The sequence below is a fragment of the Oceanihabitans sp. 2_MG-2023 genome (assembly GCF_030547245.1).
Classification (GTDB): Bacteria; Bacteroidota; Bacteroidia; order Flavobacteriales; family Flavobacteriaceae; genus Oceanihabitans.
The window spans coordinates 21006-46406 of record NZ_JAUOQT010000009.1 but is presented as its reverse complement, the minus strand read 5'-3'; the positions used below and the strand labels follow the sequence as shown (position 1 = coordinate 46406).

The 25401-nt window shown below is 31.4% G+C and carries 28 protein-coding genes; 12 read left to right on the top strand and 16 right to left on the bottom strand.

The window, feature by feature from the left end:
- The first annotated feature begins 41 nt into the window (after nt 1-41).
- Nucleotides 42-773, top strand: a complete 732-nt coding sequence (locus tag Q4512_RS14985; protein ID WP_303426079.1) for a biotin--[acetyl-CoA-carboxylase] ligase — start codon at nt 42-44, stop codon at nt 771-773.
- On the opposite strand, the gene Q4512_RS14980 is transcribed toward Q4512_RS14985, so the two are convergent.
- Nucleotides 770-1165: an SRPBCC family protein gene (locus tag Q4512_RS14980; protein WP_303426078.1), complete on the bottom strand. Its 396-nt coding sequence runs from the start codon at nt 1163-1165 to the stop codon at nt 770-772. The two genes, Q4512_RS14985 and Q4512_RS14980, sit on opposite strands and share 4 nt — an antisense overlap.
- A 67-nt stretch (nt 1166-1232) precedes the next feature.
- Nucleotides 1233-1877 (bottom strand): orotate phosphoribosyltransferase, encoded by a 645-nt coding sequence (pyrE, locus tag Q4512_RS14975; protein WP_303426076.1) that lies wholly within the window; start codon nt 1875-1877, stop codon nt 1233-1235.
- Nucleotides 1878-1968: 91 nt separating this feature from the next.
- On the opposite strand from pyrE, the gene Q4512_RS14970 reads away from it, so the two are divergent.
- The gene (locus Q4512_RS14970) at nt 1969-2550 is read left to right on the top strand and encodes an NUDIX hydrolase (RefSeq protein WP_303426144.1); all 582 of its coding nucleotides are present in this window, start codon (nt 1969-1971) and stop codon (nt 2548-2550) included.
- A gap of 3 nt (nt 2551-2553) precedes the next feature.
- Here Q4512_RS14970 and Q4512_RS14965 read toward each other — a convergent pair whose 3' ends face one another.
- Nucleotides 2554-4287, bottom strand: coding sequence for a M14 family metallopeptidase (locus Q4512_RS14965; protein WP_303426075.1), 1734 nt, complete (start codon nt 4285-4287; stop codon nt 2554-2556).
- Nucleotides 4288-4386: 99 nt separating this feature from the next.
- Between Q4512_RS14965 and Q4512_RS14960 the strand changes: the two genes are divergently transcribed.
- Nucleotides 4387-6048: a SulP family inorganic anion transporter gene (locus Q4512_RS14960; protein WP_303426073.1), complete on the top strand. Its 1662-nt coding sequence runs from the start codon at nt 4387-4389 to the stop codon at nt 6046-6048.
- A 43-nt stretch (nt 6049-6091) separates the two neighbouring features.
- Here Q4512_RS14960 and coaD read toward each other — a convergent pair whose 3' ends face one another.
- The 3 genes from coaD to Q4512_RS14945 all read right to left on the bottom strand — a co-directional run bounded on the left by coaD (nt 6092) and on the right by Q4512_RS14945 (nt 8223).
- Nucleotides 6092-6547, bottom strand: a complete 456-nt coding sequence (coaD, locus tag Q4512_RS14955; RefSeq protein ID WP_303426072.1) for a pantetheine-phosphate adenylyltransferase — start codon at nt 6545-6547, stop codon at nt 6092-6094.
- Between the two features lie 82 nt (nt 6548-6629).
- Nucleotides 6630-7238 (bottom strand): zinc-ribbon domain-containing protein, encoded by a 609-nt coding sequence (locus Q4512_RS14950; RefSeq protein WP_303426071.1) that lies wholly within the window; start codon nt 7236-7238, stop codon nt 6630-6632.
- A 10-nt stretch (nt 7239-7248) separates the two neighbouring features.
- Complete coding sequence (locus Q4512_RS14945; protein ID WP_303426070.1) at nt 7249-8223, bottom strand: D-alanine--D-alanine ligase; 975 nt, start codon at nt 8221-8223, stop codon at nt 7249-7251.
- A gap of 149 nt (nt 8224-8372) precedes the next feature.
- On the opposite strand from Q4512_RS14945, the gene Q4512_RS14940 reads away from it, so the two are divergent.
- The 3 genes from Q4512_RS14940 to yaaA all read left to right on the top strand — a co-directional run bounded on the left by Q4512_RS14940 (nt 8373) and on the right by yaaA (nt 11055).
- A complete protein-coding gene (locus tag Q4512_RS14940) occupies nt 8373-8927 on the top strand; it encodes a PASTA domain-containing protein (protein WP_303426068.1) in 555 nt (184 codons plus the stop codon).
- A 52-nt stretch (nt 8928-8979) separates the two neighbouring features.
- Entirely contained in the window at nt 8980-10020 is a 1041-nt protein-coding gene (locus tag Q4512_RS14935; RefSeq protein ID WP_303426142.1) for an RluA family pseudouridine synthase, read from the top strand.
- Nucleotides 10021-10296: 276 nt separating this feature from the next.
- Entirely contained in the window at nt 10297-11055 is a 759-nt protein-coding gene (gene yaaA, locus Q4512_RS14930) for a peroxide stress protein YaaA (protein ID WP_303426067.1), read from the top strand.
- On the opposite strand, the gene Q4512_RS14925 is transcribed toward yaaA, so the two are convergent.
- Complete coding sequence (locus tag Q4512_RS14925; protein ID WP_215968596.1) at nt 11056-11187, bottom strand: 30S ribosomal protein THX; 132 nt, start codon at nt 11185-11187, stop codon at nt 11056-11058.
- A 251-nt stretch (nt 11188-11438) separates the two neighbouring features.
- Here Q4512_RS14925 and Q4512_RS14920 point away from each other — a divergent pair, with 251 nt between their 5' ends.
- Both Q4512_RS14920 and Q4512_RS14915 read left to right on the top strand, forming a co-directional pair.
- Nucleotides 11439-11783, top strand: coding sequence for a hypothetical protein (locus tag Q4512_RS14920; RefSeq protein ID WP_303426066.1), 345 nt, complete (start codon nt 11439-11441; stop codon nt 11781-11783).
- Nucleotides 11783-12436 carry a uracil-DNA glycosylase family protein gene (locus Q4512_RS14915; RefSeq protein WP_303426064.1) on the top strand — a complete coding sequence of 218 codons (654 nt, stop codon included), beginning with the start codon at nt 11783-11785 and terminating at the stop codon, nt 12434-12436. Before Q4512_RS14920 ends, Q4512_RS14915 begins: the two co-directional genes overlap by 1 nt.
- A gap of 1 nt (nt 12437) precedes the next feature.
- On the opposite strand, the gene Q4512_RS14910 is transcribed toward Q4512_RS14915, so the two are convergent.
- The 3 genes from Q4512_RS14910 to Q4512_RS14900 all read right to left on the bottom strand — a co-directional run bounded on the left by Q4512_RS14910 (nt 12438) and on the right by Q4512_RS14900 (nt 16254).
- Nucleotides 12438-14732 carry a TonB-dependent siderophore receptor gene (locus tag Q4512_RS14910; RefSeq protein ID WP_303426063.1) on the bottom strand — a complete coding sequence of 765 codons (2295 nt, stop codon included), beginning with the start codon at nt 14730-14732 and terminating at the stop codon, nt 12438-12440.
- Nucleotides 14725-15621 (bottom strand): FecR family protein, encoded by an 897-nt coding sequence (locus Q4512_RS14905; RefSeq protein ID WP_303426061.1) that lies wholly within the window; start codon nt 15619-15621, stop codon nt 14725-14727. Before Q4512_RS14905 ends, Q4512_RS14910 begins: the two co-directional genes overlap by 8 nt.
- A gap of 117 nt (nt 15622-15738) precedes the next feature.
- Nucleotides 15739-16254 (bottom strand): RNA polymerase sigma factor, encoded by a 516-nt coding sequence (locus tag Q4512_RS14900; RefSeq protein WP_303426059.1) that lies wholly within the window; start codon nt 16252-16254, stop codon nt 15739-15741.
- Nucleotides 16255-16397: 143 nt separating this feature from the next.
- On the opposite strand from Q4512_RS14900, the gene Q4512_RS14895 reads away from it, so the two are divergent.
- The 4 genes from Q4512_RS14895 to Q4512_RS14880 all read left to right on the top strand — a co-directional run bounded on the left by Q4512_RS14895 (nt 16398) and on the right by Q4512_RS14880 (nt 21340).
- Complete coding sequence (locus Q4512_RS14895; RefSeq protein ID WP_303426058.1) at nt 16398-18149, top strand: LamG domain-containing protein; 1752 nt, start codon at nt 16398-16400, stop codon at nt 18147-18149.
- Between the two features lie 202 nt (nt 18150-18351).
- The gene (gene ffh / locus Q4512_RS14890; RefSeq protein ID WP_303426056.1) at nt 18352-19680 is read left to right on the top strand and encodes a signal recognition particle protein; all 1329 of its coding nucleotides are present in this window, start codon (nt 18352-18354) and stop codon (nt 19678-19680) included.
- A gap of 43 nt (nt 19681-19723) precedes the next feature.
- Nucleotides 19724-20602 (top strand): bifunctional 5,10-methylenetetrahydrofolate dehydrogenase/5,10-methenyltetrahydrofolate cyclohydrolase, encoded by an 879-nt coding sequence (locus Q4512_RS14885; protein ID WP_303426055.1) that lies wholly within the window; start codon nt 19724-19726, stop codon nt 20600-20602.
- A gap of 15 nt (nt 20603-20617) precedes the next feature.
- On the top strand, nt 20618-21340 hold the full coding sequence (locus Q4512_RS14880) for a TIGR02206 family membrane protein (RefSeq protein ID WP_303426054.1): 723 nt from the start codon (nt 20618-20620) through the stop codon (nt 21338-21340).
- On the opposite strand, the gene Q4512_RS14875 is transcribed toward Q4512_RS14880, so the two are convergent.
- Genes Q4512_RS14875 through Q4512_RS14850 form a run of 6 tightly spaced genes read right to left on the bottom strand, consistent with a single transcriptional unit; the run spans nt 21333 to nt 25300 of the window.
- On the bottom strand, nt 21333-21755 hold the full coding sequence (locus tag Q4512_RS14875; RefSeq protein ID WP_303426052.1) for a VOC family protein: 423 nt from the start codon (nt 21753-21755) through the stop codon (nt 21333-21335). The two genes, Q4512_RS14880 and Q4512_RS14875, sit on opposite strands and share 8 nt — an antisense overlap.
- On the bottom strand, nt 21748-22494 hold the full coding sequence (locus Q4512_RS14870; protein WP_303426050.1) for a pseudouridine synthase: 747 nt from the start codon (nt 22492-22494) through the stop codon (nt 21748-21750). Before Q4512_RS14870 ends, Q4512_RS14875 begins: the two co-directional genes overlap by 8 nt.
- Nucleotides 22495-22514: 20 nt before the next feature.
- Nucleotides 22515-23339, bottom strand: a complete 825-nt coding sequence (locus Q4512_RS14865) for an alpha/beta hydrolase (RefSeq protein WP_303426048.1) — start codon at nt 23337-23339, stop codon at nt 22515-22517.
- A 1-nt stretch (nt 23340) separates the two neighbouring features.
- Nucleotides 23341-23706: a cupin domain-containing protein gene (locus Q4512_RS14860; protein WP_303426046.1), complete on the bottom strand. Its 366-nt coding sequence runs from the start codon at nt 23704-23706 to the stop codon at nt 23341-23343.
- Between the two features lie 56 nt (nt 23707-23762).
- Nucleotides 23763-24734, bottom strand: a complete 972-nt coding sequence (locus Q4512_RS14855) for a YitT family protein (RefSeq protein WP_303426045.1) — start codon at nt 24732-24734, stop codon at nt 23763-23765.
- An 11-nt stretch (nt 24735-24745) separates the two neighbouring features.
- Nucleotides 24746-25300: a hypothetical protein gene (locus Q4512_RS14850; RefSeq protein ID WP_303426044.1), complete on the bottom strand. Its 555-nt coding sequence runs from the start codon at nt 25298-25300 to the stop codon at nt 24746-24748.
- Nucleotides 25301-25401: the final 101 nt, after the last annotated feature.

Below are 25401 nucleotides of genomic sequence, written 5' to 3'. Positions count from 1 at the left end.
TATACTGTTAAAAATCTATAAGATTTAAAAGCACTAATATAATGCGTATAATCAAACTTAATGCCATCAACTCTACGAATACTTTTTTAAAAGAATTAAGTGCTAAAGAGGCTGTAATAGATTATACTGTAGTGCAAACAGATTATCAAACGAATGGGCGTGGGCAAATTGGGACTTCTTGGTCTGCTAATTCTGGTGAAAACCTTATGTTTAGTGTGGTTAAAGATATTTCTTTTTTAGGTTTCGAACAGCATTTTTATATCAGTATTACTGTAGCCCTTGCAATAATTAAGACATTAAAAGCGCATGAAGTACCTAAATTAAATATTAAATGGCCTAACGACATTTTGTCAGAAAATAAAAAAGTTTGTGGTGTTTTAATAGAAAATAGTATCAAACAAAATAAATTTAAAGACTCTATAATAGGAATTGGTATTAACGTAAATCAAATTCATTTTGAAAATTTACCACAAGCTTCGTCATTAAAAGTACAAACAGGAAAGGTTTTTGATGTAGATGAAATTTTATTTCAATGTATTGAAAACCTGAAGTACTATTTTTCGTTTTTAGAAAGTGGAAACTTAGAAGTATTAAAGACAACTTATGAAAAATACTTGTTTCGAAAAAATAAACCTTCTACGTTTAAAGACATAGAAGGAGATATGTTTTCTGGTATTATACAATCTATTTCGCAAAACGGAAAGCTTCAAGTATTATTAGAAGATAATATTATAAAAGAATACGATTTAAAAGAAATTAAGCTTTTGTATTAAACAGCTTCTGGCATATTATTAGCCAAAGTTTCAATAAACTTACTTATTGGTTTTTTTATCATCATTGCCATCATTGCGTTAAACTCTCCTGCAAAAGATAATTGTACTTCGCTAGTGTTTTCTGTAATTTCAATAATGTTGGCGGTTAAAGAAAAATCTAATTTCCCTCCAGCTGCACCTAAAACAACTTTGTTAGGAGCTTCTGTTTCTTTCTTTTTTAAAACAATTTCTGGCATCCCTTTTAAAGCAAAAAGAAATTTGTCCTTATCTAAAACTTCAAATTTGCTTATGTTTTCAGGCATTAAAGTTTCAAAATTCTTTATGTCACATAAAAAATCAAAAGTTTCTTGCGCAGATTTTTGAATGGTTGCTTTTGGAGATTGTAAATTCATTGTATTGTTTGTTGTTATTTGTTTAGTTGTTTATTGTGTTTTACAATATAACAATATTTATACTACTTCAAAAAGCGTTCCATTCACTAGGGTTTGCATTCCAATCGGATAAAGTTTGTAACTGGTCTTCAGTAATATATTTTGTATCTAATGCTTGTTCTAACAAGTTTTTATAATTACTTAAAGTGTGTAGTGTAATGTTTTCTTCTTTAAAATTTTGATCTGCAATAGCAAAACCATAAGAAAAAATGGCTACCATTCCTTTTACATTTACCTTAGCTTCTTTTAAAGCTTTTACAGCGTTTAAACTACTTTTCCCTGTGCTTATTAAGTCTTCTACAACTACAACGTTTTGTCCAGATTCTATAAATCCTTCTATTTGGTTTTTTCTACCATGGCTTTTAGCTTCAGGTCTTACATAAATAAAAGGTAGACCTAAATATTCTGCAACCAACATACCAATACCAATAGCTCCAGTAGCAACACCAGCAATGACATCTGGTTTACCATATTGCGATTCAATGTGTTTTCCCATCGTTTCACGAATATAATTTCGAATTGGCGGAAAAGATAATATGATTCTGTTGTCGCAATAAATTGGTGATTTCCATCCAGAAGCCCAAGTGAAGGGATCTTTCGGACTAAGTTTTATCGCATTAATTTGCAATAATACTTCTGCTGTTTTTTTGGCGGTATCTTTGTTAAAAATCATAGATGCAAAACTACATATAAATTTAATTTTATTGCTATTTGTTTTGAGCAAAAAAATGATATTTTTACAAAACCTAACCATACTAAAAATAATGTATCAAGTTTTTGTAAGCGACAAACCTATAGTACTTACTAATATTGTAGAAAAAGAATCTGGTTTTAAAAACTATTTGCTTGACTCTGTAGATATTCTAAAAGTTATTAAAGAGCTTAATACTACTTCCTTAAAAGAAGTTAGATTAATTCATAAAAAACCCGAAAAACTGCTTAAAAAGTTTTTGAAACTACTTCCAAATGTAGTTGCAGGTGGAGGAAAAGTTTTTAACCAAGAAGGAGAAATTCTCTTTATTTACAGAAATGATAAATGGGATTTACCAAAAGGAAAAACCGAGCCACATGAAACTATTGAAGAAACAGCAATTCGAGAAGTTGCTGAAGAAACTGGCGTTGCTGGTTTGAAAATAGTAAAACCTTTGCAAACTACGTATCATATTTTTAAGCGTAATGGTAAATATAAAATTAAGGTTACCTATTGGTTTGAAATGAAAACTAGTTTTACAGGGAAATTATATCCTCAAGAAAATGAAGGAATTACTAAAGTAGAATGGTTAAATCCCGCGCAAAGTCTAAAAGCTTTAGAAAACAGCTATGCGAATATTAAACTTTTGGTTTAGTTTCTATTTCAGTTTGTATACAGGATATTGTAAATGCGCTTTTTCATAATTTTCACTTTGTTTATGTAGCCAATCTAATTGTGCATACCAGTTATTAGCAAATTCTTTATCAAACGTTTTTTTGGTGTTAAACGCAATTTGAAGTTTTGGGTTCTTCATTAATAATTCTTTTGCTTTATCTTCCCAAACGTAAGGTGAAAATCCTTCTTTTTGTTGTAAGATGGTGTCGAAAAAATTCCAATTAAAGAAAGAATCTGGTGCTTGTGGTTCTAAAGTTTCCAATACATAACGAAGTGCTATTTGATTAGTGTGTATTATAATGTCGCCTTTTTTAAAAGACACTTTTTCTATGGAAGATTTGACAGTGGTATTATAGTGTTGGTAATGGCCTTCGTAAGGAGATTTTCTGGTCTCAAATTTGTCCACTTTATAGGATTCAACTTGTAAGGTAGTGTCTTTTTTAAGTGGTACTATTGCTACATGATTTACTTTTAACAATTCTATTACATGCCACCACCCTTGAGGAATTACATAAGCACTAGGAATACGTACAGAATCTGTTGGCTTAAAATAATTTTGGTATCTAACTTCTTTTGTAAAAGGTTTGCTTCTGTCAAACTTTAAACGTTCATTGTTTGTAATTTCACTTGGGATTTTTTTTCCTTCAAATCCTTTAAAATTTAAAGTAGAAACTTTTGTTGTGTCTACTATCCAGTTTAAAGGGTACGTTTTATTTTTTAGTAGTTTTTGATTATGGTTTTTGCGAAGCGTTTTAATTTTGTCACTATCTGCTTCCGTAATTTCAAGCATGCTTTTCATGAGTTCGTAAGTGCCTTCGACTCTTTGTTTATATGGTTTAAGCATGTGTGTTTCAACCATCATTCCTAAAGTATTAAATAAAGTGGTGTAACCTGTAGAATATCTTGGCGAATCCATAAACTGACTAAATCCTGCTTCTGGAACTTTATTAAACACATTAACATAAGGAGTGATGTCCCAATTTTTAGTGGCTAGTTTTTCTTCTAGTTTTGGCATCATTTCCGAGTGTAAATAGTTGCCTAAATCACCACCAAGTTTATTGTGCTGTGTAAATAAATGAGTTAAGGTATATTGGTAATCTGCACCATTACTGACATGGTTATCTATAAAAACGTCTGGTTGTACTAAATGAAATATTTGCGCAAAGGTTCTCGCGTTTTTGGTGTCACTTTTTATAAAATCTCTGTTCAAGTCGTAATTTCTAGCATTTCCTCTAAAACCATATTCTTTTGGCCCGTTTTGGTTGGTTCTTGTTGTGGTGTTTCTATTTAGACTTCCACCAATATTGTAAATAGGAATAGTAACTAAAACCGTGTTCTGTGGTGCTTTTATTTTTTGTTGTGCGATGTCTCGGAATAATAGCATGGTAGCATCAATGCCATCCGATTCTCCTGGATGAATGCCGTTATTAATTAATATAATACGTTTGTTTTTTCTTATTTCCGAAAAGTTGAAACTCTTTCCGTAATTTAAAGTGACTATATGTAAAGGTTTCCCAGAATCTGTTTCACCAATTGCTTGTATCGAGATTTCTGGAAATTCTTCCGCTAACTGCGAATAGTATTGAATTACTTCTTTATAGCTAGCAGTTTCAGTGCCTTGGCTTTTTTCGAAAGTAGTTGTAAAATCAAAATTTGATTTGTTTTTTTCCGAAGAACAAGAAGTCAATATAATAAGAAGCAATAAAAATTTCTTCATTTTTCAAACGTTTTAGTAGCTAATAAAAGTACAAATATAGTAATATGCACTTGCGTTTCTGTTAATTAACAGTACTTTTGCTGCTTCAAAAACAATGACATGACAGAGTTTATAAGAAAAATAGTTCCAAATGCAAAGGACGATGTGTTAGCAGGAATTACTGTTTCTCTAGCAATGATACCAGAAGTAGTGGCATTTGCCTTTGTTGCACAGATAGATCCTCTAATGGCTTTATCTGGAGCATTTATAATTGGTTTAATAACGGCAATTTTTGGGGGAAGACCAGGCTTAATTTCGGGAGCGGCAGGAGCGGTTGCTGTTATTTTTGTGAGTATGATTGCAGATGGGCATACCAAAGGAATGTTAATGGATACACCTATTGAAAACATGGGGTTTTTCTATTTAATGGCTTGTGTGGTGCTCATGGGAATTATTCAGATTTTTGCAGGTGTTTTTAAATTAGGACGCTTTGTTCGTTTAATTCCGCACCCTGTAATGATGGGATTTGTTAATGGTTTGTCGATTGTGATTTTTATGGCACAAGTAAAAATGTTTTCCCATAAATCTTTACAAGTTTCTGCTGCAGGAGTAAAAGAATATGTTAGTACTTATATGCAAGGAACCGAATTATATACTATGATTGGCTTGGTATTGCTAACAATGGGGATCATTTGGGGATTGCCAAAAATCACAAAAAAATTACCAGCAGCATTAACAGCTATTTTAGTAACGAGTCTTATTGTAGTTGGTTTTAATATGGATGTTTCTACAGTAGGGTCTTATATCATTGAAGGAGGAGGGACAGGTTTAAAAGGAGTGTTTCCAACACCAAACATGGAGCTTTGGGAAAAATTACCTTTTAATTTAGATACCTTAAAATTTATTGCATTACCAGCATTTTTAGCAGCTTCCGTTGGTTTAATTGAGTCATTAATGACAATGAATTTAGTAGATGAATTAACAGAAACAAGAGGAAACGGAAATAGAGAATGTGTTGCCCAAGGAGCAGGAAATATTGTTTCTGGTTTGTTTGGCGGAACAGGAGGTTGTGGTATGATTGGTCAAACCGTAATTAATATTAATGCAGGAGGAAGAGGGAGATTGTCTGGAATCATGATGGCAGTTACTTTATTGTCATTTATCTTATTTGCAGATAAATTGATTGAAATGGTGCCAATTGCAGCGTTAGTTGGCGTTATGTTTATGATGGTTATTGAAACTTTTGCTTGGTCTAGTTTTAGAATTTTAAAGAAAATACCATTGTCTGATGCTATTGTGCTTATTACCGTTTCATTAGTTACAGTATTTGTAGATTTAGCAGTAGCAGTATTTGTTGGAGTAATTATTTCGGCATTAGTTTTTGCCTGGGAAAATGCCAAGAAAATTAGAGCAAGGAAACGTGTAAAAGAAGATGGAACGAAAGTTTATGAAATTTGGGGACCATTATTTTTTGGAAGTATTCAGGCATTTAATGAAAAGTTTGATGCGAAAAATGATCCAGAGAAAGTAGAGATTGATTTTGTAGAATCTCGTATTAGTGATCATTCTGCTATTGAAGCTATTTTTAATTTAGTGGAAAAATATCAAGCAGAAGGAAAAAGTATAAAATTAAAACATTTAAGTGAAGACTGTAAGGTGTTGTTATATAAAGCAAGTCCAAAGTTTAGAGGTGTTATAGAGGAAGATGTAGATGATCCTAGATATCATTTAGCAGCTAACCCTGAAGATTTCCCTAAACCACTTTCAGAATATAAGTTTTAAAAAAAAGCGAGCCAATTGGCTCGCTTTTTTTTTAGTAGTGGTGTTATTTAACTCGAACACTATCTGGAACTAAAACCGTGTAATCCCCATTGTTTCTAATAACCTCTCGAACAATACTAGAACTTATATAGGATGTTCTGGCAGCGGTTAAAAGGAAAACGGTTTCTATTTTTGATAATTTTCTGTTGGTGTGTGCAATAGCTTTTTCAAATTCAAAATCGGCAGGATTTCTTAGGCCTCGCAATATAAATTCCGATTCCATTTCTTTACAAAAATCGATTGTTAAACCTTTATAGGTTACCACTTTTACTTTTGGCTCGTCTTTAAAAGATTCTTCTAAAAAACGCTTTCTATCTTCTAACGAAAACATGTATTTTTTTTCAGAGTTTACTCCAATTGCAACAATAACTTCATCAAAAAGTTTAACACCACGTTTAATGATATCATAGTGACCAAGGGTTATAGGATCGAAAGATCCAGGGAAAAGTGCTCGTCTCATAATTGTATCCTTATTACTTAAGGCGTTTTATTGTTAGTAGTATAAATATAGAAATATTAATTTAATGATTTGTATATACTGTTTACTTTCTGTCTACTTCAAAAATATTGCCGTTATTAAATAAATGTTGTAATTCTGTTTTAGAAAAAGAATCTATTTTAGTGGTGTAGTTTTCGTCTTTATTTATTCTATATATTTTGGATCTTCTAAATAAGTCAAAGTCATTTCTAATTACAAAAATACTATCCTTTGTTACTCTATTCACCTTCATAGTGGTATAGTAACCCTTTTTTGCAGCTTCAATGGTATACATATCTCCAACTTTTGGTTCTTGTATATAATTTGCGTCATTTATTTCGTCTTTTTTACTTAAATAAAATGCTAAATAAATAAGACAAGCAAGTATTGCAAGACCACTATAATACCAAAGCGGTGTTTTGATTCCTGTCATTTCACGCTGAAATTTATGCTTTACAGGTTCTGGAGCTTCTTTAATGTTATAGGTTCTGTAACAAGAGTTGCACTCTACAATTGTCTTTTTTCTTAGCGGAAACATTGGAACCCAATAAAAGTGTACATATTTTCCAAAAACAGTAAAAGTAAGAGTTGTTACCTCTTTGCAGTTAGGACAAGTGACATTACTAATCTGACCTCTTTTAATTTTAGAATTTTTAGTGCCAAAGAAAAACATAGTTAACGTATTACTTTAATGCTTCTGTTATTGCGTTATCAAATAATTCTGGAAGTGTTATTCCTGCAACTGCTGCTTGTTGCGGTAAAATACTTTCTTTGGTTAAACCAGGAATGGTATTAACCTCTAATAAATGTGGTTCTCCATCTTTAAAAATAAATTCACTTCGACTAAAGCCTTTCATTTTTAAAATTTCGTACACTTTTTTTGCGATAGTATTCACTTTTTCTTCTTGGCCTTTGGTTAGTCTAGCAGGAGTGATCTCTTGCGATTCGCCTAAATATTTTGCCTTATAATCAAAAAAATCATTGTTAGGTACAATCTCTGTAATGGGTAAAACCTTAGTTTCTCCTTTATAGGTAATTACACCAACAGAAACTTCAGTGCCATCTAAAAAAGATTCAATTATAATTTCATCATCTTCTTTAAAAGCAACGTCGATGGCATTTTGTAAATCTTTCTTTCTATACACTTTAGTAATCCCGAAGCTACTTCCAGCTTTATTGGCTTTCACAAAACAAGGTAAGCCTACTTTTTTAACAATAGCGTCTTCTTGGATTGTATCTCCAAGATTTATATAAAAACTTTCGGCAGTTTTAATTCCATAAGGTTTTAAAATACTTAAACAATCACGTTTGTTAAACGTTACACTTGCTTGGTACATGCCACAGCTGGTTTGCGGAATATTTAACAAGTTAAAGTATGCTTGCATATAACCATCTTCTCCAGGAGCACCATGAATAGCATTAAAAACACAATCAAAAGTTATTTTTGTTTCATTAATGGTAACCGAAAAATCATTTCTGTCAATGGCAAACTCCTTGTTGTAAACATCGACATAAACCCATTTGTCTTTAAAAATGTGAATTCTGTACGTGTTGTATTTAGTAGCATCAAGCATTTCGTGTACAACGTTTCCGCTTTTTAGTGAGATTTTGTATTCGCTAGAATATCCTCCCATTATAATGGCAATGTTTTTTTTCATATTTATTTCCCACACAAGTGGTAAACTTGTTAATTATACTAGTTTTATATAATAAATAGTACTTATTATTAGTTAAGCTAAAATATCATTAATTAATCAAAAGTAAAAACAGTTCTGTTTTTATATATTTGCCTATCTAAAATAAGATCATGAGCATTGTTAAATTTATTACCAGTAAAACATTTTTAAAACAACTTGGATTGGCTTTTTTGGCTATAGCAGTACTGACTTTTCTTATGTTAAGATGGTTGAGTTATACTACTAATCATGGCGATTTTGAAACCGTTCCAGAATTAAAAGGAAAATCTATTGATGTTGCCGAAATAGAGCTGAAAGAGAATAATCTAGTAATGCAAATACAGGATTCTGCCAATTTTAATCCAAAATACCCAAAATTTTCTGTTATCGATCAAGATCCTCCTTCTGGCGAAAAAGTAAAAGAAAATCGTAAAATTTATTTAACATTAAATCCTTCAGGTTACCGAAAAATACAAGTTCCAGATTTAAGAGAACGTACCTATCGACAAGCAAAACCAATGTTAGAAGCTTTAGGCTTTACTATTGGTAAAAAAACATATATTGATTATTTAGGTAAGGATGAGGTTGTGAAATTATCCTTTGAAGGAAAAACACTAAAAGCTGGAGACTTACTACCAAAAACTTCTAAAATAGATGTAGTTTTAGGAAACGGAAAAAGACCTTAGTCTTTTAAATTAAACGATTGTAAAGAAATAACCGCTTTTGCGGAAACGAATGATGAAAGAAGACTACACACCAGAAAATCAAGAAGAACAAGAGGACCTCTACGAGCATCACGCTTTTACCGTAGATAAAGGGCAAGCGCCTTTACGAATTGATAAATATTTAATGAATAAAATTGAAAATGCAATTCGTAATAAAATTCAAACAGCAGCAAAAAATGGAAACATTTTTGTAAATGACCAAACAGTAAAATCGAATTATAAGGTGAAACCTTTGGATCAAATTCGCGTTAAATTTGCACATCCACCTTTCGAGAATCTCTTAGTAGGCGAAGATATTCCTATAGATGTAGTTTACGAAGACGACGAACTACTTGTAGTAAATAAACCAGCAGGAATGGTAGTGCATCCAGGACATGGCAATTATTCGGGTACACTAATAAACGCATTAATTCATAGATTCGACAATTTGCCAAACAACTCTAGTGAGCGTCCAGGCTTAGTACACCGAATAGATAAAGATACTAGTGGCCTGCTCGTAGTCGCAAAAACCGAAGAAGCAATGGCACACCTATCAAATCAATTTGCTCAAAAAACTAGCGAACGCGAATATGTAGCATTAGTCTGGGGAAATATGAATGAAGACGAAGGTACAATAGAAGGTAATATTGGTAGACATCCCAAAAACAGGTTGCAAAATACTGTCTATTTAGATGACGAAGCCGAAAACGGAAAACCAGCGGTAACACATTACAAAGTGATAGAGCGTTTAGGCTATATTACTATGGTTTCTTGTAAGTTAGAAACAGGACGTACACACCAAATTCGTGTACACATGAAACATATTGGGCACACCCTTTTTAATGACGAGCGTTATGGCGGAAACCTTATTTTAAAAGGAACCACATTTACCAAATACAAACAATTTGTAGACAACTGTTTTAAAATTTTACCACGACAAGCACTACATGCAAAGACACTAGGGTTTATACATCCTAAAACAGAAGAATTCATGCGTTTTGAGTCCGAAATACCAGACGATATCCAACAATGTATCGAAAAATGGAGACACTACTCGAAGCATGTAAACAACTAAGTTCTTTAATAATTTTGGCGTTTCCTTTTTTTAATTTGCTAGGTTTTTAGACCTAGCAGAAAAAAAGGGCAGGCTTTTCGTTATATCTTTTTCTCGTGCCTCAAAAAAGGATGCCACTACAATCCTTAACGCAAATTCGTTTTCATAACAAACCCTTATATAAGTATAGAAAATTTCAGTTTATATGTCGAAAAAGATACCGATGTAAATTGTAAATTTGAAAAAGAAAATGATTTTAACCTTTTAAATTGATTCCTGATTTCACAGGAAATAAATATGAAACTAGTACTATCTCCAGCAAAGTCTTTAGATTTTGAAACGCAATTACCAACAACAAAAAGCACAGAAGCTATTTTTTTAAATGAGGCAGAACGCTTAAATAAAGTGCTAAAAAAGAAATCAGCAAAAAGCTTATCTAAGCTCATGCATATTTCCGATAATTTAGGACAGCTTAATTACGAGCGCAACCAAGAATGGAACTTGCCATTTACAAAAGAAAATGCAAGACAAGCAGTGTACACTTTTTCTGGTGATGTGTATAAAGGTTTAGATGCAAGTACAATTCCAACTGAAAAACTAAACGTATTACAGGATAGTGTTCGTATACTTTCTGGTTTATATGGTGTGTTAAAGCCCTTAGATTTAATGCAGGCTTACCGATTAGAAATGGGTACAAAAATGCCTATAGGTAAAAATAAAAACCTGTACGAATTCTGGAAGAAGAAAATAACACAAGCCTTAAACAAAGAGTTAGAAGCAGATGAACTATTTTTAAACCTAGCAAGTAACGAATATTTTAAAGCTGTAGATGTAAAGGCTTTAAAGGTACCAGTAATTACAGCAAATTTTAAAGATTTAAAAAATGGCGAGTATAAAGTAATTTCGTTTTTTGCAAAACAAGCAAGAGGGGCTATGGCTAGATATATTGTAGATACAAATGCAAAAACAATTGAAGATTTAAAAGGCTTTAATTATGACGGTTATGGTTTTAGCGAAGCCATGTCAACCGAGAAAGATTTAATGTTTATAAGATAATTAAGCCTTTGCTTTTTTAGTAATATCGATTTTAGCTTCGGGTTTAATACGTTTTTTTATTCTTGGTCTTCTTGCGCCAAAAGTACCTCTGTGTATTTTACCTCGTTTTGTTTTTTTGTCTCCTTTTCCCATAGCTTAAATTTATTTGTTGATTATATAAAATACAAAATTTAAAGCGAAAATTCAAGCAAAAACATAATTTTGTGAACCAACCATAATCTTAAACTAAGAAACGTAAAAGTACATAGGTGTATTCGAAAACCCATTTTTGTATGTGTTTTCTTGTATTTATGGAACAGGAGGTTTAAAAAGGGGATTAAATGTTTTCTTTGGAATTTCAATATAACTTAAGAGTGAATTCGTATTTTTAATACAGGAGTAAAATGAGTACAGAAGAAAAAAAAGTTGTTTGGTCTTTACAAAATGATAAACGTACAGAAACAGAACGCAATGTTTTTAAACCAACAGGTGTTAAGAAAAAGCAGCTTTCAAAAGTGCAGTATCTAGTAATAAGCATATTTGTGATTTTAATTTCTAGTTTTTCTTTGACATTTTTTACAGAGAAATCATCAGAGATCTGTTTTATACCTAGTTTTTGTTTTCAGTCTAAAGAAAATATTTTTCTATATACACTTTATATTTTTCTGAATATTATAATTATTTTACTTGGTATTATTGTGGCTTATATTATTGGTAAGAAACTTGGTGAAAAAATAAAAAAAGAATAATGTTTCTTCACAAACATCCATACCAACCCTTTATACAAAAAGACACTAAGAAATTAATTGTAGGTACGCTTCCTCCTCCAAGATTTAGTGTAGGAGCGCTTTTAGAAAAAGATGTAGATTTTTGTTATGGTAGTTACTACAATTCGTTATGGTTGTATATCGAAAAAATTCATGGTTTGAATTTAAGGTACGATAATTCGCAAGAAGCAATAGACGAAAGAAAAACATTTCTTATTAAGCATAAAATAGGCGTTTGCGATATTGTAGCAAGTGCCGAACGTGAAAAAATAGATGCTTCCGATTTAGGGATGCAAAATATTCAGCTTCGTAATATAATTGCATACCTAAAAAAGCATCCAAGTATTGAAACGCTATTGTTTATTGGAGGAAATAGTAAAAATGGTCCTGAATATTTCTTCCGAAAACATATAAAAGAACATAATATCAAATTAGAATTAATTGTAAACGAAGTGCCAAGAATACATCGGTTTAATTTAGAGGATAGAATTATTAAAACGGTTTCTTTAACCTCTTCGTCAGGATCTGCAAATAGAGCTATTGGTAGTATGTCTCTATATAAACAGCTTAAAGCTAGTAATTCTAAATTTAATACATTCGATTTTAGAGTGATGCAGTATCAAGAATATTTGTAGTCTAAAAATAAACACGTAAACTTAAATTTGGTGTAATGCCTAACGATTGGTTTTCTACTTTCGAAATGTTTTCATCTGTATCCAAAACATAGTATCTGTTAATCGTGTTTTTTGTGTTTAGAAGATTCCAAACTGAAGCTCCAATTTCAGCATTTATTCCTTCCGAAATTTTAAAATCTTTTGTAGCAGAAAAATCTACACGTAAATAGTCTTTTAAATTAGAACTGTTAGGTGAATTGTAATTAATATTACTAGATGTAATAGTTTTATCTGGCTTTGTATAGGGCTTCCCAGAATGCCAATTTACGCCTAAGGCAAATTTGAATTTGTTTTGTGTATACGTATTTGAAAAATTAACAGCATGTGTTATATCTGCATTATTAGGAAATGCATTTGCGTTATTCAAACTTTCAAAAGTGTAATCGTTTTTGCTATATGAATAACTTAGCCAAGTATTAAATTTTGTAAACTGTTTATGGATTAAAAAATCAACTCCTTTTACTTGATAACTTCCTATAGCTTTTATGTACTGAAACTGGTTTTGAAAACCTTGACTCCTCGTTGTAATTCCATCTGCTTTTTTATAGTAAGCTTCAATGCTAATTAGAAATTTGTTTTTATTGTAATTAATTCCTAAAGAAGCTTGTTTGCTTTTTATTATAGGAATATCTGTATTATTAGCTAAAACCCAACGACGTTTTTCTATTCCTAAAAAATCATTTTGTAAGTCTATAATTTGTGAAGTTGTCTGACTCTTAAATTCACCAAGAAGCTCTAATCTAAAATAATTTGCAAACCGTTGGCTAAAGCTTATTCTTGGTTCGGCTAAAAAGGTGTCTAATTTTGGGAAGTAGTTAAAACGTATTCCAGCTTTTACATTAGTGTTTAAGTTGTTGGATACTAGCTGTGCTTCAGTAAAAGTAGCGTGACTTCTAATTACTTCTTTAATATAGCTTCTAAATTCCGGATTGTTAACATCTTCTAAATTACTGATGCCAACTTCAAAAAACTGATAGCCAATTTGAAAGTTAGCGTTCTCATTAATCCTCCATTTAGTGTCTAATTTTATAGCGCTATCAAATACTTTATTTTCTTGTATTAAGCGTTGGTTGTTAATTATGTCAAAATTTTTAGCATCTAAGTTGTATTTAGAAAAATATACTTGTGCTGTAGAAGCTAATTTAGAATTCCAATTTCTGGAATAACTAATTCCACCAGCCATATTGCGTTGTGTAAGATTACTATTTAAAGATTCATTTATATTATTTATGGTAGACTGTTCTTCGTAGTCTAAATTATTATGAATGGTTAAAAAACGAATCTGTAGCTTATCCTTTTTAGAGATATTTAATAGAAACTTTCCTGTAAAATCATAGAAGTAAAATTTTTCATTTTTTGATATGGTATTGTTTTCAATTTCTTGATTGTTATCTAAATCTGAATCTTGAAAAATTCGTTTAAAATACTGTTTGTATGTAGGAGCGGTTACGAAGTCTGTAAACGAACGTCTTGCCGAAAGTTGTAGCTCAGCATGCTTGCCAATTGGTGTTTTGGTATACATATCTGCATGCACTAAATTAAAACCAGCTCCCGCTTTAAAATCACTTTGTATTGTATTAGATAATTGCATATCTATAACACTAGAAACACCATCTCCATATTGTGCTGAGGTTCCATTTTTAGAAACATTGACCTTGTTTGTTAAATATGGATTGAATGCAGAAATAAGCCCAAAAAAATGACCAGATTGATACATTTTAATGTCTTCCCAAAGAATTAAGTTCTGGTCGTGCGTTCCTCCTCTAATATTAATGTTAGAAACCGTTTCGTCTACACTTATAACTCCTGGAAGTGCTTGTATGGTTTGTAATACATCTGGCTCTATTAAGCCTGGTAAAATACCAAATTGTTCTGGCTTTATGGTAATGCTTCCTGTGAGTTTTTTGTTAATTCCTGTAGTTAGATAGTTGGAAATAAATACTTCTTCAAGTTCTTGAATTGCAAAAGCGTCTGCTTCAGGATTTACAATTGTAATGAATTGTTTGTTTAATTTATTAAATTTTAACTGCGTTTGTTGTTCTAAAGAAGTTATAATAATATCTAGTTTTTTCTCGCCATCGAAAAAGACGTCTAAATCTTTAATAGTACTGTCAGCATAAGAAAAACTAACTTTAAATTGTTGCTCGATTAAATCCAATACAAGAGCTAAAGGTTGCTTTTTGTTTTGCGAAAAAACAGTTAGGCAACCAAAAAAAAAGAAAATTAATAATAGCGCATTTTTTAGCGATTTATTCACGCGATAAAATAATGGTTTTGTTGTTTTTTGTATAGTTTAAATGTAATGGTTCTGTTATAGATTTAAGTGCAATATCTATGTCTTTATGTGTAAACTTTCCGGTATATAAAGTGTTGACTTTAATATTGGAAGTGTCAAACTTAATCTTGTATTGTCTTTCAAATTCTGCTAACACTTCACTTAAAGGTAAGCTTGAAAAAGCACTAACATTGTTAAGCCATTCTGGCTGTTTTTTGTTAATAGATAAGTCTGTTATAATGTTTCCGTTTAATACTAAAAAAGAATCACCAGCTTTTAAAATAGTTTTTGCAGTATTGTAATTTATTTGCACTGTACCTTCGTAGCAAATTACTTCAAAATAATTCTTACGCTGTTTAATATTAAATTGTGTGCCCAAAACAGTTACCGTTCCTACATCTGTTTTTACATTAAATGTACTGCCTTCTTCCACTTTAAAAAAAGCTTCACCATCTAGTGTAATGGTTCTATTATTATTCCAGTTTGTTTTATTAAAAGTGATTTTAGAAAGTGCATTTAAATGTACAGAGGAATGATCTGGAAGTTCTATACTAGATTTTTCAGCAAAATGGGTAGCAAAAGTACTGTCTAAAGTGGTGGTGTAATAATAACCACCAAAACAAATCGCCAGAATCGCAGCAACTTTTAATATAGGTTGTAGCCAGTTTTTTGAAACAGTTTTTTTTGCTTCAATAGAGTCTAAGGTGTTTTGTAAAGCATCTGTTGTATCATATTTAGGTGCTTTAAATCCTTTACTGTAGTTCGATAATTTAATTAACGACTCATAATCGGCAAGTGCTTTAAATGTTTCAAGCTCTTTTGGAGTTAGATCGTTATCTAACCATTTTAGTATTAGTTCTTCTTTATTCATTTTGTACTATTCTATTATATAACAAGTGAAGGGTGAAAACTCCTACCTTGAAAAAATAATTATCCAATTTTTTTGTTTTGAAGTTTCAAAAAACGGCCTTCCCAGTAAAAACCGGAATCATAACTCATCAATTTCTTCTCTTAATTTTTTTAATGCACCATAAATTCGTTTTTCTACTGCTTTTGTGCTAATATTTAAAAGGGATGCGATTTCTTTAAAACGTTTCCCCTCAGCACGATTCATTAAAAAAGCAATACGTTGTGCTTCGGTTAAATTTGCAATAGCTTTTTCTAGTTTTTTGCGGTATTCATCTTCTTCCATTAAAAACTCGGGCGATTCGTTAGAATGCGCTGTGGGTTTTGTTTTTTGATGCTTTAAAACAACTTTTTGATGTGCAACTTCGTTTAACATCAAATTATTAGCTACAGTATATAAATAGCTTTTCGCTTTTTCGGGAGAGACTTTACCACAGTTTTGCCAAAGCTTTATAAATGCATCTTGCACTTTATCTTTTGGGTTTAAATGTTCTCCGTATTTATAAAACAAAAAAGCATGTAAGTCTTTGGCATATTTTTTAAAAATAGCGCTAAAACGATTTTCATTACATATATTATTGCCTATGGGTTTTAACATTTTAATAAAGAAATTTTATACAAAGTAGTAACAATTTTTTTTAAAAGTCAAGGTAGGGATTTTTAAAGCTGAGATGTTATAGAGGTATGAAGCAATTAAAAGTTGCTATGAAAAGAAACAATTATTATAAAAAAAACGTAACCATGAAAACAATGCACCTAAAATTACACCTTTTTTTACCTTTCCTTTTTTTGATGCTATTTTCTGCATGTCAAGAGGAGGTAACAGAAATTACAGAACCAGATAATGATGAAACTATAGCGCCAAACTCAAATTTAGCAAACTTAATGCGAAATATAGCAACCAATGATGGTTCTAGAGATAATATAATAGATTATGCGAATTGTTTAGAAGTAGAATTACCTGTAACTGTTATCGCTAACGGTATTCAAATTACCGTTGAATCTGAGGATGGTTTTGATGCTATAGAAGCTGTTTTTGATGAATTTGATACTGATGAAGATAGTATAGGTATAATTTTTCCCATTACTATAATATCTAGTAATTATTCTGAAATTGTTATAGAAAATCAAGAAAGCTTAGATACCTTGATTAGCAATTGTAATGGGGAAGATGAAGATGATGACGATATAGAATGTATCGATTTTCAATATCCAATTGCTATTTCAATGTATAATACAGATTTTCAAGTTATTGATACAGTTGCAATAAATAACGATGAAGCTTTGTACCTTTTTATTGAGAATTTAGACGGAGGCGTTTTAGCAAGTATAAATTTTCCAGTTACTATGGTGCTAACTAATGGAGATACGCTTGTAGTAGAAAATAATACAGAAATGGAAGCTGCAATTGAAGCAGCTCAAGATGATTGTGATGAAGATGATGACTACGATTGGAATGATGATGATGATGATGATGATGATGATGATGATGATGACTGTACTGAAGAATTTATAAGCTCTGCTTTAATAGAATGTATCATGGTTGCACATACTTATGATGCGTCTGGTAATATTGTAGATGAAAATTATTTAGAATTTAATGCAAGTGGAGAAGTGATTGTAAATGGAACACCAGCAGTAACAGAAGTTGGCTCTTGGTCTCTTGCTGAATCTGGTTCTGGATATGTTTTAACCATGGATGGATTAATAACTTTCGATTTATTAAATGGAGAATGGTTGCTTTTAGATTGCGAAGAAGATGACTTTGTATTTTTACAAGGCATAGGAAATGATGCTCTTACTATGGAATTAGAAGAAGATTGTGAAGATTGTGATAACGCAGAAGTTTTAATTAATGATTTAATAATATACATGCCCTTAGCAGAAGGAGCTTACGATTTAATAAGTGGTTTTAATGCACAAAATAGTACAAATGCTTTTGTAGAAGATAGGCAAGGAAACTCTTCTTGTGCTATGGCTTTTACAGGAAATGATACATTTGAAATCCCCGTAAACACAAATAACCAACTCATACAAGGAGATAGTTTTTCTATAAGTTTATGGTTTAAAATGCAAAACACTACTGTTGGAGATTTAGAGATATTCTTTAGATCACCAGGAAATGCATCACAAGGATTTCAATTAGGAGTATATGATCTTAATACACCACTTTTCTTCGATAATTTAGGAACATCGCTTTGGGATAATGATTGGAATGGGGAAGTTGATGTCGAATGGCAAAATACAGATTGGCATCATTTAGTAATTACTGTTGATGCTACAAATACATTGAAGCTTTATAGAGATGGAGTATTAAGAAATAATATTGATAACTCAAACTTTAGTGTTGGTTCTCAAGCTCCAGGTGAATATATTATCGGAGAAGGGTTTATTGGCCATCTGGATGACTTGAGAGTTTATAAAAGAACTTTAAGTGCAAATGAAGTTGAAACGTTATTTAATTTAGATGGCGACTGTTATACATGTTTGTAAGACTATTTTAATTAATTAGTTGTTAAATAAAAGAGCCTTCTTTTCAGAAGGCTCTTTTATTTTTAATTGATAAAAATAAAATATAATTAGCTTTTTTTTAAAGAAGTATTAAATATCCTTATAATTCCAATTAAAACAAGTTTTTCCATTAAAGAAAAACAAAATATTTCTTTACTTTTGCAACTCTTGAAATAAAAAAAATATGTTTAATAATTTAAGTGAAAAGTTAGATAAAGCGTTACATGTACTAAAAGGTCATGGAAGCATTACAGAAGTTAATGTTGCCGAAACCCTAAAGGAAGTGCGTAGAGCGTTATTAGATGCCGATGTTAACTTTAAAATCGCAAAAGAATTTACTAATAGAGTAAAAACAAAAGCGCTTGGTCAAAACGTATTAACAAGCCTGCAACCAGGTCAATTAATGGTTAAGATTGTTAAAGACGAACTTACCGAATTAATGGGAGGAGATGCAGAAGGGCTTAACTTATCTGGTTCACCAAGTATTATTTTAATGTCTGGTTTACAGGGGTCTGGTAAAACAACCTTTTCTGGTAAACTTGCAAACTACCTTAAAAATAAAAAAACAAAGAAGCCTCTATTAGTTGCTTGTGATGTATATCGTCCAGCAGCAATTGACCAACTACATGTAGTTGGAGACCAATTAAAAGTGGAGGTTTTTAGCGATAGAGGAAATAATGATCCTGTTGCTATAGCACAAGCTGGTATAGCACATGCAAAAGCAAATGGACATAATGTAGTAATTATTGATACCGCTGGTCGTTTGGCTGTAGATGAGGCGATGATGACCGAAATATCTAACATCCATAAGGCAATTCAACCACAAGAAACTTTATTTGTTGTAGATTCTATGACAGGTCAAGATGCTGTAAATACAGCAAAATCCTTTAACGATGTTTTAAATTTTGATGGTGTAATCCTTACCAAATTAGATGGTGATACGCGTGGTGGAGCAGCGATTACAATTAAGTCTGTAGTAAATAAGCCAATAAAATTTATTGGTACAGGTGAGAAAATGGAAGCAATTGATGTTTTCTATCCATCTCGTATGGCAGATCGTATTCTAGGAATGGGAGATGTTGTTTCTTTAGTAGAAAGAGCTCAAGAGCAATTTGATGAAGAAGAAGCAAGAAAATTGCAAAAGAAAATTGCTAAAAACCAATTTGGTTTTGACGATTTTTTAAAGCAGATTCAGCAAATTAAGAAAATGGGGAACATGAAAGACCTTATTGGAATGATTCCTGGAGCTGGTAAAATGATGAAAGATATTGACATCGATGATGATGCTTTTAAAGCTATTGAAGCTATTATTCATTCTATGACACCAAAAGAAAGAACAAATCCTGCAATAATAAATGCAAGCCGTAAAAAGAGAATTGGAAAAGGTTCTGGTACTTCGGTTCAAGAAGTAAATCAATTACTAAAACAATTTAACCAAATGGCTAAAATGATGAAGATGATGCAAGGTGGTGGCGGAAAACGTATGATGAATGCAATGAAGAACATGAGGTAACTCATGTTTTTTTATTTATAAATTAGATTAAAAACTACCTATAATGACAATTCTAGACGGAAAAAAAGTAAGTAACGACATTAAAGACGAGATTACAGAACAAGTAAAAAAAATGGTGGCTAAAGGTGAAAAAGTACCACATCTAGCTGCAATTATTGTTGGTAATGACGGAGCAAGTTTAACGTATGTTGCTAGTAAAGTACGTGCTTGTGAACGTGTTGGTTTTGAGTCTACAATGGTTAGAATGTCTAATACCACCAGCGAGGTAGAGCTACTTGATAAAATTGAAGAATTAAACACCGATAACGATATTGATGGGTTTATTATTCAATTGCCATTACCTCCGCAAATTAATACGCAAAAAGTATTAATGGCTGTTAACCCAGATAAAGATGTAGATGGATTTCACCCAATGAATTTTGGTAAAATGGCATTAGATATGTCTACTTTTATTCCTGCAACACCATTTGGTATTTTAGAGCTAATGGATCGCTATGGGGTAGAGACTAAAGGGAAACATACTGTAGTGATTGGTAGATCGCATATTGTTGGTAGACCAATGAGTATTTTAATGGGAAGAAAAGGTTTTCCTGGAAACTCTACAGTAACACTTACACATAGCCACACAAAAAATATTACGCAAATTACTAGTCAAGCGGATATTATTATTTCTGCACTTGGAGTTCCTAATTTCTTAAAAGCCGAAATGGTGAAAGATGATGCAGTAATTATTGATGTTGGTATTACTCGTGTTGCAGATGATACTGCAGCTAAAGGTTATGTTATTACTGGTGACGTTGATTTTGAAAATGTGAGTAAAAAAGCAAGTTATATTACCCCAGTTCCTGGTGGAGTAGGACCTATGACTATTGCTATGCTACTTAAAAATACACTTCTAGCAAGAGAAAGACATATGCAATAATTACTATTGTATAGCATGGCTTTCTATTTTCTGTCTAACTTAAAAATAATAGAACGCGTAACAATTGGAAGTTTACACCACATACTACCAATAGTATTCGCTGTTTTGTTTTCTGTGTTTTGTTTTCGGTATGCTAACAGAAAGTTAAATCAAAGAAAAAAAGAAACGTTATTTCAAACTTTTGGTTTTTTTGTTTCTTTAACGATTATTATTTTTCATAGCTATCAAATTTGTCAAGGCGGTTATTCTATTTCAGAAGATTTGCCATTATATCTATGTAGTTTTTTAGCTTTAATTATTCCTGTTTTTACATTCTATAGGAAGTATTGGATGTATGAAATCTTGTTGTTTTGGATTGTTGCTGGAACATCTCAAGGTGTTATTACTCCAGATATAGCAGAGGGTTTTCCTAGTTTTGATTATTTTAGATATTGGATTGTACATTTAGGATTACTCATTATTATTTTTTATGCAACTTTTGTGTTGCACATGCGACCAAAACTAAAAAGTGTTTTTAAATCTTTTGTGGTCATACAAGTCTATTTAGGAATTTCTATAGGAATTAATTACCTCTTAAAATCTAATTATTCATATTTAAATAGAAAACCAGTATCTGCTTCAGTTTTAGATTCTTTACCAGATTGGCCGTATTATCTGTTTATTGTAGATGCTTTTTTAATCCCAATGTTTTTACTTATTTACTTGCCTTTTTATCTTACCAGAAAAAAAACTATTTAGCAAACAGCTGGTCTATATCTCTAAAAGCTTTAAACTCTAATGCATTTCCAGAAGGATCCTTAAAAAACATGGTTGCTTGTTCGCCAACTAAGCCTTCAAAACGAATATAGGGCTCAATAATAAATGCTATGTTTTTTAGTTTTAAATCTTCTGCAAAAGCGTGAAAATCTTCCCAGTCTAAAACAACGCCATAATGCGGAACAGGAACAGATTTTCCATCTACAGCATTGGTATGTGTCTCTTCTGCAGCCTGTGCTTTGTAATGTATAACTAATTGGTGGCCAAAAAAATTGAAATCTACCCAATGTGCGCTGCTTCTGCCTTCTTCACAGTTTAATATGTCTCTATAAAATGTTCTGCAAGTATTTAAATTATCAACAGGAATTGCAATGTGAAATGGAGAAAGTTTAGCCATTTTTTTCAAGATATGTTTTGGTTGAAGCTTCTAAAAGTGCGTTTAATTCTTTTAATTCTTCAGGAGTAAATTCTCTTAATTCTCCAACTGGAACATCTAGTTTAATATTCATGATACGAACACGTTTTAAGGTGTTAACTTCGTAATTTAAATATTCGCACATTCTACGAATTTGCCTGTTTAATCCTTGTGTTAATATAATTTTAAACTTGTAACTGCCTAGTTTTTCTACAATGCAAGGATTTGTCGTTTTTCCTAGTTCTTCTAAAGGAATACCACTAGACATTCGCTCTAAAAATGTTTGCGAAATAGGTTTGTCTACCGTTACAATGTACTCTTTTTCGTGGTTATTACTAGCGCGAAGTATTTTATTAACGATATCTCCATCGTCTGTAAGAAAGATTAAGCCTTCACTTGGTTTGTCTAGCCTACCAATTGGAAATATGCGCTTAGGATAATTTATAAAATCTATTATATTATCTTTTTCTACTCTGGTGTCTGTTGTACAAACAATACCAACAGGTTTGTTAAAAGCTAAATAGGTAAAAGATTCTTTGGTTTTAATAACTAGTTTTCCATCGACATGTACTTCATCGGTTGGAGCTATTTTTGTTCCCATTTCTGGTACGACACCATTTATAGTTACTCTTCCAGCATCAATAAGTCTATCTGCTTCTCTTCGTGAGCAATAACCAACTTCGCTTAAATATTTATTTATACGTTTAAGATTCTCTTCCATTTGGCAAAGATACTACAAGTTTAAACAGCAATAAATTTATTTATATATTCTGTTATGGTTTCGTTGTTTAGCGAATGACCAAAACCTTGTGTTGTTATTAATTTCGCATTTAGATAGTTCTTTTCAAAATGTTTTGCGTCTTGATATGGTATGATTCTATCGCGTTCATCATGTATTAAAAGCGCTGTGGTTTTTATTTCTTTAGTGAAATCTGCAGCTGAAAAATAATCAGGTAAGTGGCCATATTTTTCTAATACGATATCACCCATTTTTTTGTCTACTCTTTTATTGTACCCCATCATTTGTACATAACGGTTAAAAACACCTGTGAAATTTGAAGGAGCTCCTAATAAAACTAGCTTTTCTAATTCTGCGTTTTGGTATTTATGTTGGTAGAAAACTGTTGCCATTCCACCAACAGAATGTCCAATAATAATATCTGGATTAAACTTTTTGGAAACGATATGTATAAACTCAGAGTATAAAATGGCATTAAAACGTTTGCTTCCAGAACGACCATGAGCTGGAGCATCTAGCGCTATAATGTTATAGTTTTGTTTTTTTAAGTTTTCAATTAATGGTCTCCATCTTGCGGCATTACTTTCCCAGCCATGTGCTAATAGTATGGTTTTGTTTTTACCAAGCCATCTATAGGTCATGATACTAAAATCTTCGTATTGTAATTCTTCTTTAAAAGCGGTGTCTAAAAAATCAAAATCTTTTTCTTTAATTTTACCTCTTAAAGGGGTCGAAAATAGGTTTAAAGCTAGATTTCCAGCTGTTTTTGGAGTGATATAACTTATAAGGTTTACAAAAAAACCAATTGTTTTGGATATAAAATTCATTTTAATCTTCTCTATTAACTAAATCCATTGCAAATGCAGGTAGGCAAATAGCTATATATTCGCATGCAATTGTAAAAGGATTGGAATACTGTACACGAGTATTTTTGCTAATCTTTATAGATTGCCCAGCATGCAAAACTACAACTTCGTCTTCAATAATAAATTGTTTTTTGCCTTTAATTATATAGGTATACTCATCAAATTCTGGAGTTTGAAAAGGTTCACTCCAACCAGCAGGAGCAATCATACGTGCTATGCTTAATTGCGGATTGTTATTACTAGCCAAACCAAAATGTTCTTCTATCACTTTTCCATCTGTTGTAGGAACAACAAATGGTGTTTTTTGGATAGTGTATTTCTTTTTCATAATTAATAAAAAGTATAGTAGTATATTTTATATACGAGATTTTTAAAATATTGGTTTTATTTTAAAGGTTTGCGTTTAATCATTCCTCCTTTTAAGTCTTTTACAATACCAATTGTTATAAAAGCATTTTTATCTATTTTGTCTATTTCGGTGTAAAGCTTTGCTAATTCTAATCTAGTCATAACGGTGTAAATAATGTCTTTATCGTAGCTTTTTCCGTTAGAACTAAAACCACCTTTTCCTGCATATATTGTACAAGCTCTTCGTAATTTTGTGGTTACCATTATTCTTATTTCTTCGTGTTTTTCAGAAATAATAGTAATGCCAACATATTCTTCAACACCATCGACTACAAAATCTACTGTTTTTGCAGCAGCTAAGTAGGTTAAAATAGCATAAAGAGCAGTTTCAATAGATAAAACATAAGCGCCAAATGAAAAGATCACAATATTTATAAGTAGTAATACATCGCCAACAGTGATCGATAGTTTTCTACTTAAAAAAATGGCTAAAACTTCTGTGCCGTCTATAACGCTTCCGCCACGCATTGCTAAACCAATACCTAAACCTAAAAAGAAGCCACCAAATACAGCAATTAATAATTTGTCTTCTGTTATTGTTGGGTAGTCTACAAAATGTACTACTATTGCTAAAAAAGCAATTGCAATTACACTTTTAATTGCAAATTTTGTGCCTATTGTTCTTGTTGCTAAAATAAGAAAAGGGAGATTTACAATAAGGAGTAAAACACCAAGTGATAAGGATGTAATGTTTTGAAGAAGTAAAGAAATCCCTGTAGCTCCTCCGTCTATAAATTGGTTGGGTAATAAAAAGCCTTTTAAACCGAATCCAGCAGAGAAAACACCAATTATAATAAAGAGAAATTCTTTTGCTGCATGCGAAAGCTCTACTTTAATATTATTAATGATTGGAGCTATTTGATTTTCAGAATATGGACTAGGAGCATGTTTCGATTTAAGCCTTTGCTTTGCTAAATCTGTTAATAATTTACCGAATAATGGGTTCATTGCTCTCTAGGTTAATTCCAGCCAATCATGAAATGTTTAATTTTTGCGGTATTTGGTATATGTATTACTTCAATTTTTTTATTTACATCCATTCGTAAATCTGCAGGTAATTCCGTTTTATCAATGGTGAAAAAACCGTTTATCTCATTTACAAAAACCACTACATTTCTTAATGTATTTTGAATGCTTGAAATCGTATAATTATTTTTAATATCTGCAAATGTACTCGTAGGATTTAGACCTTTTTCTGTTTTATATCTTTGGTCTACTACTTTAATAGTACTTATTCTAGCAGTAGAATCTAAAGCTTGTTTTGGTGAAAGAATTAATAATTGGTTTCCTGTTTTATCATAAATTTCTATGTCATTTATAGCTCCAGTAAATTCATCTCCATTAATTCTCTTTACAACAGAATCATTAGCGTAAATAGTTTCTATATCTTTTACTTGTGTAGAGTCTGTTAAAAGACCAATATTGTTTTTAGAAATTAGAAAAGGATTCACCTCTTTTTTGCATGAAATAAAAGCGATGCTAAATAAACAAAGTGTTAAAATGGTGTTTTTCATATTTGATTTCCGAGAAAGCGGAAGGCTTCGTTTTTCATTTCCGTATAAACGGAAAAAATAGTGTTTGTTGTTTTATGTTTTTTTATAGTTTAATGTGTAAA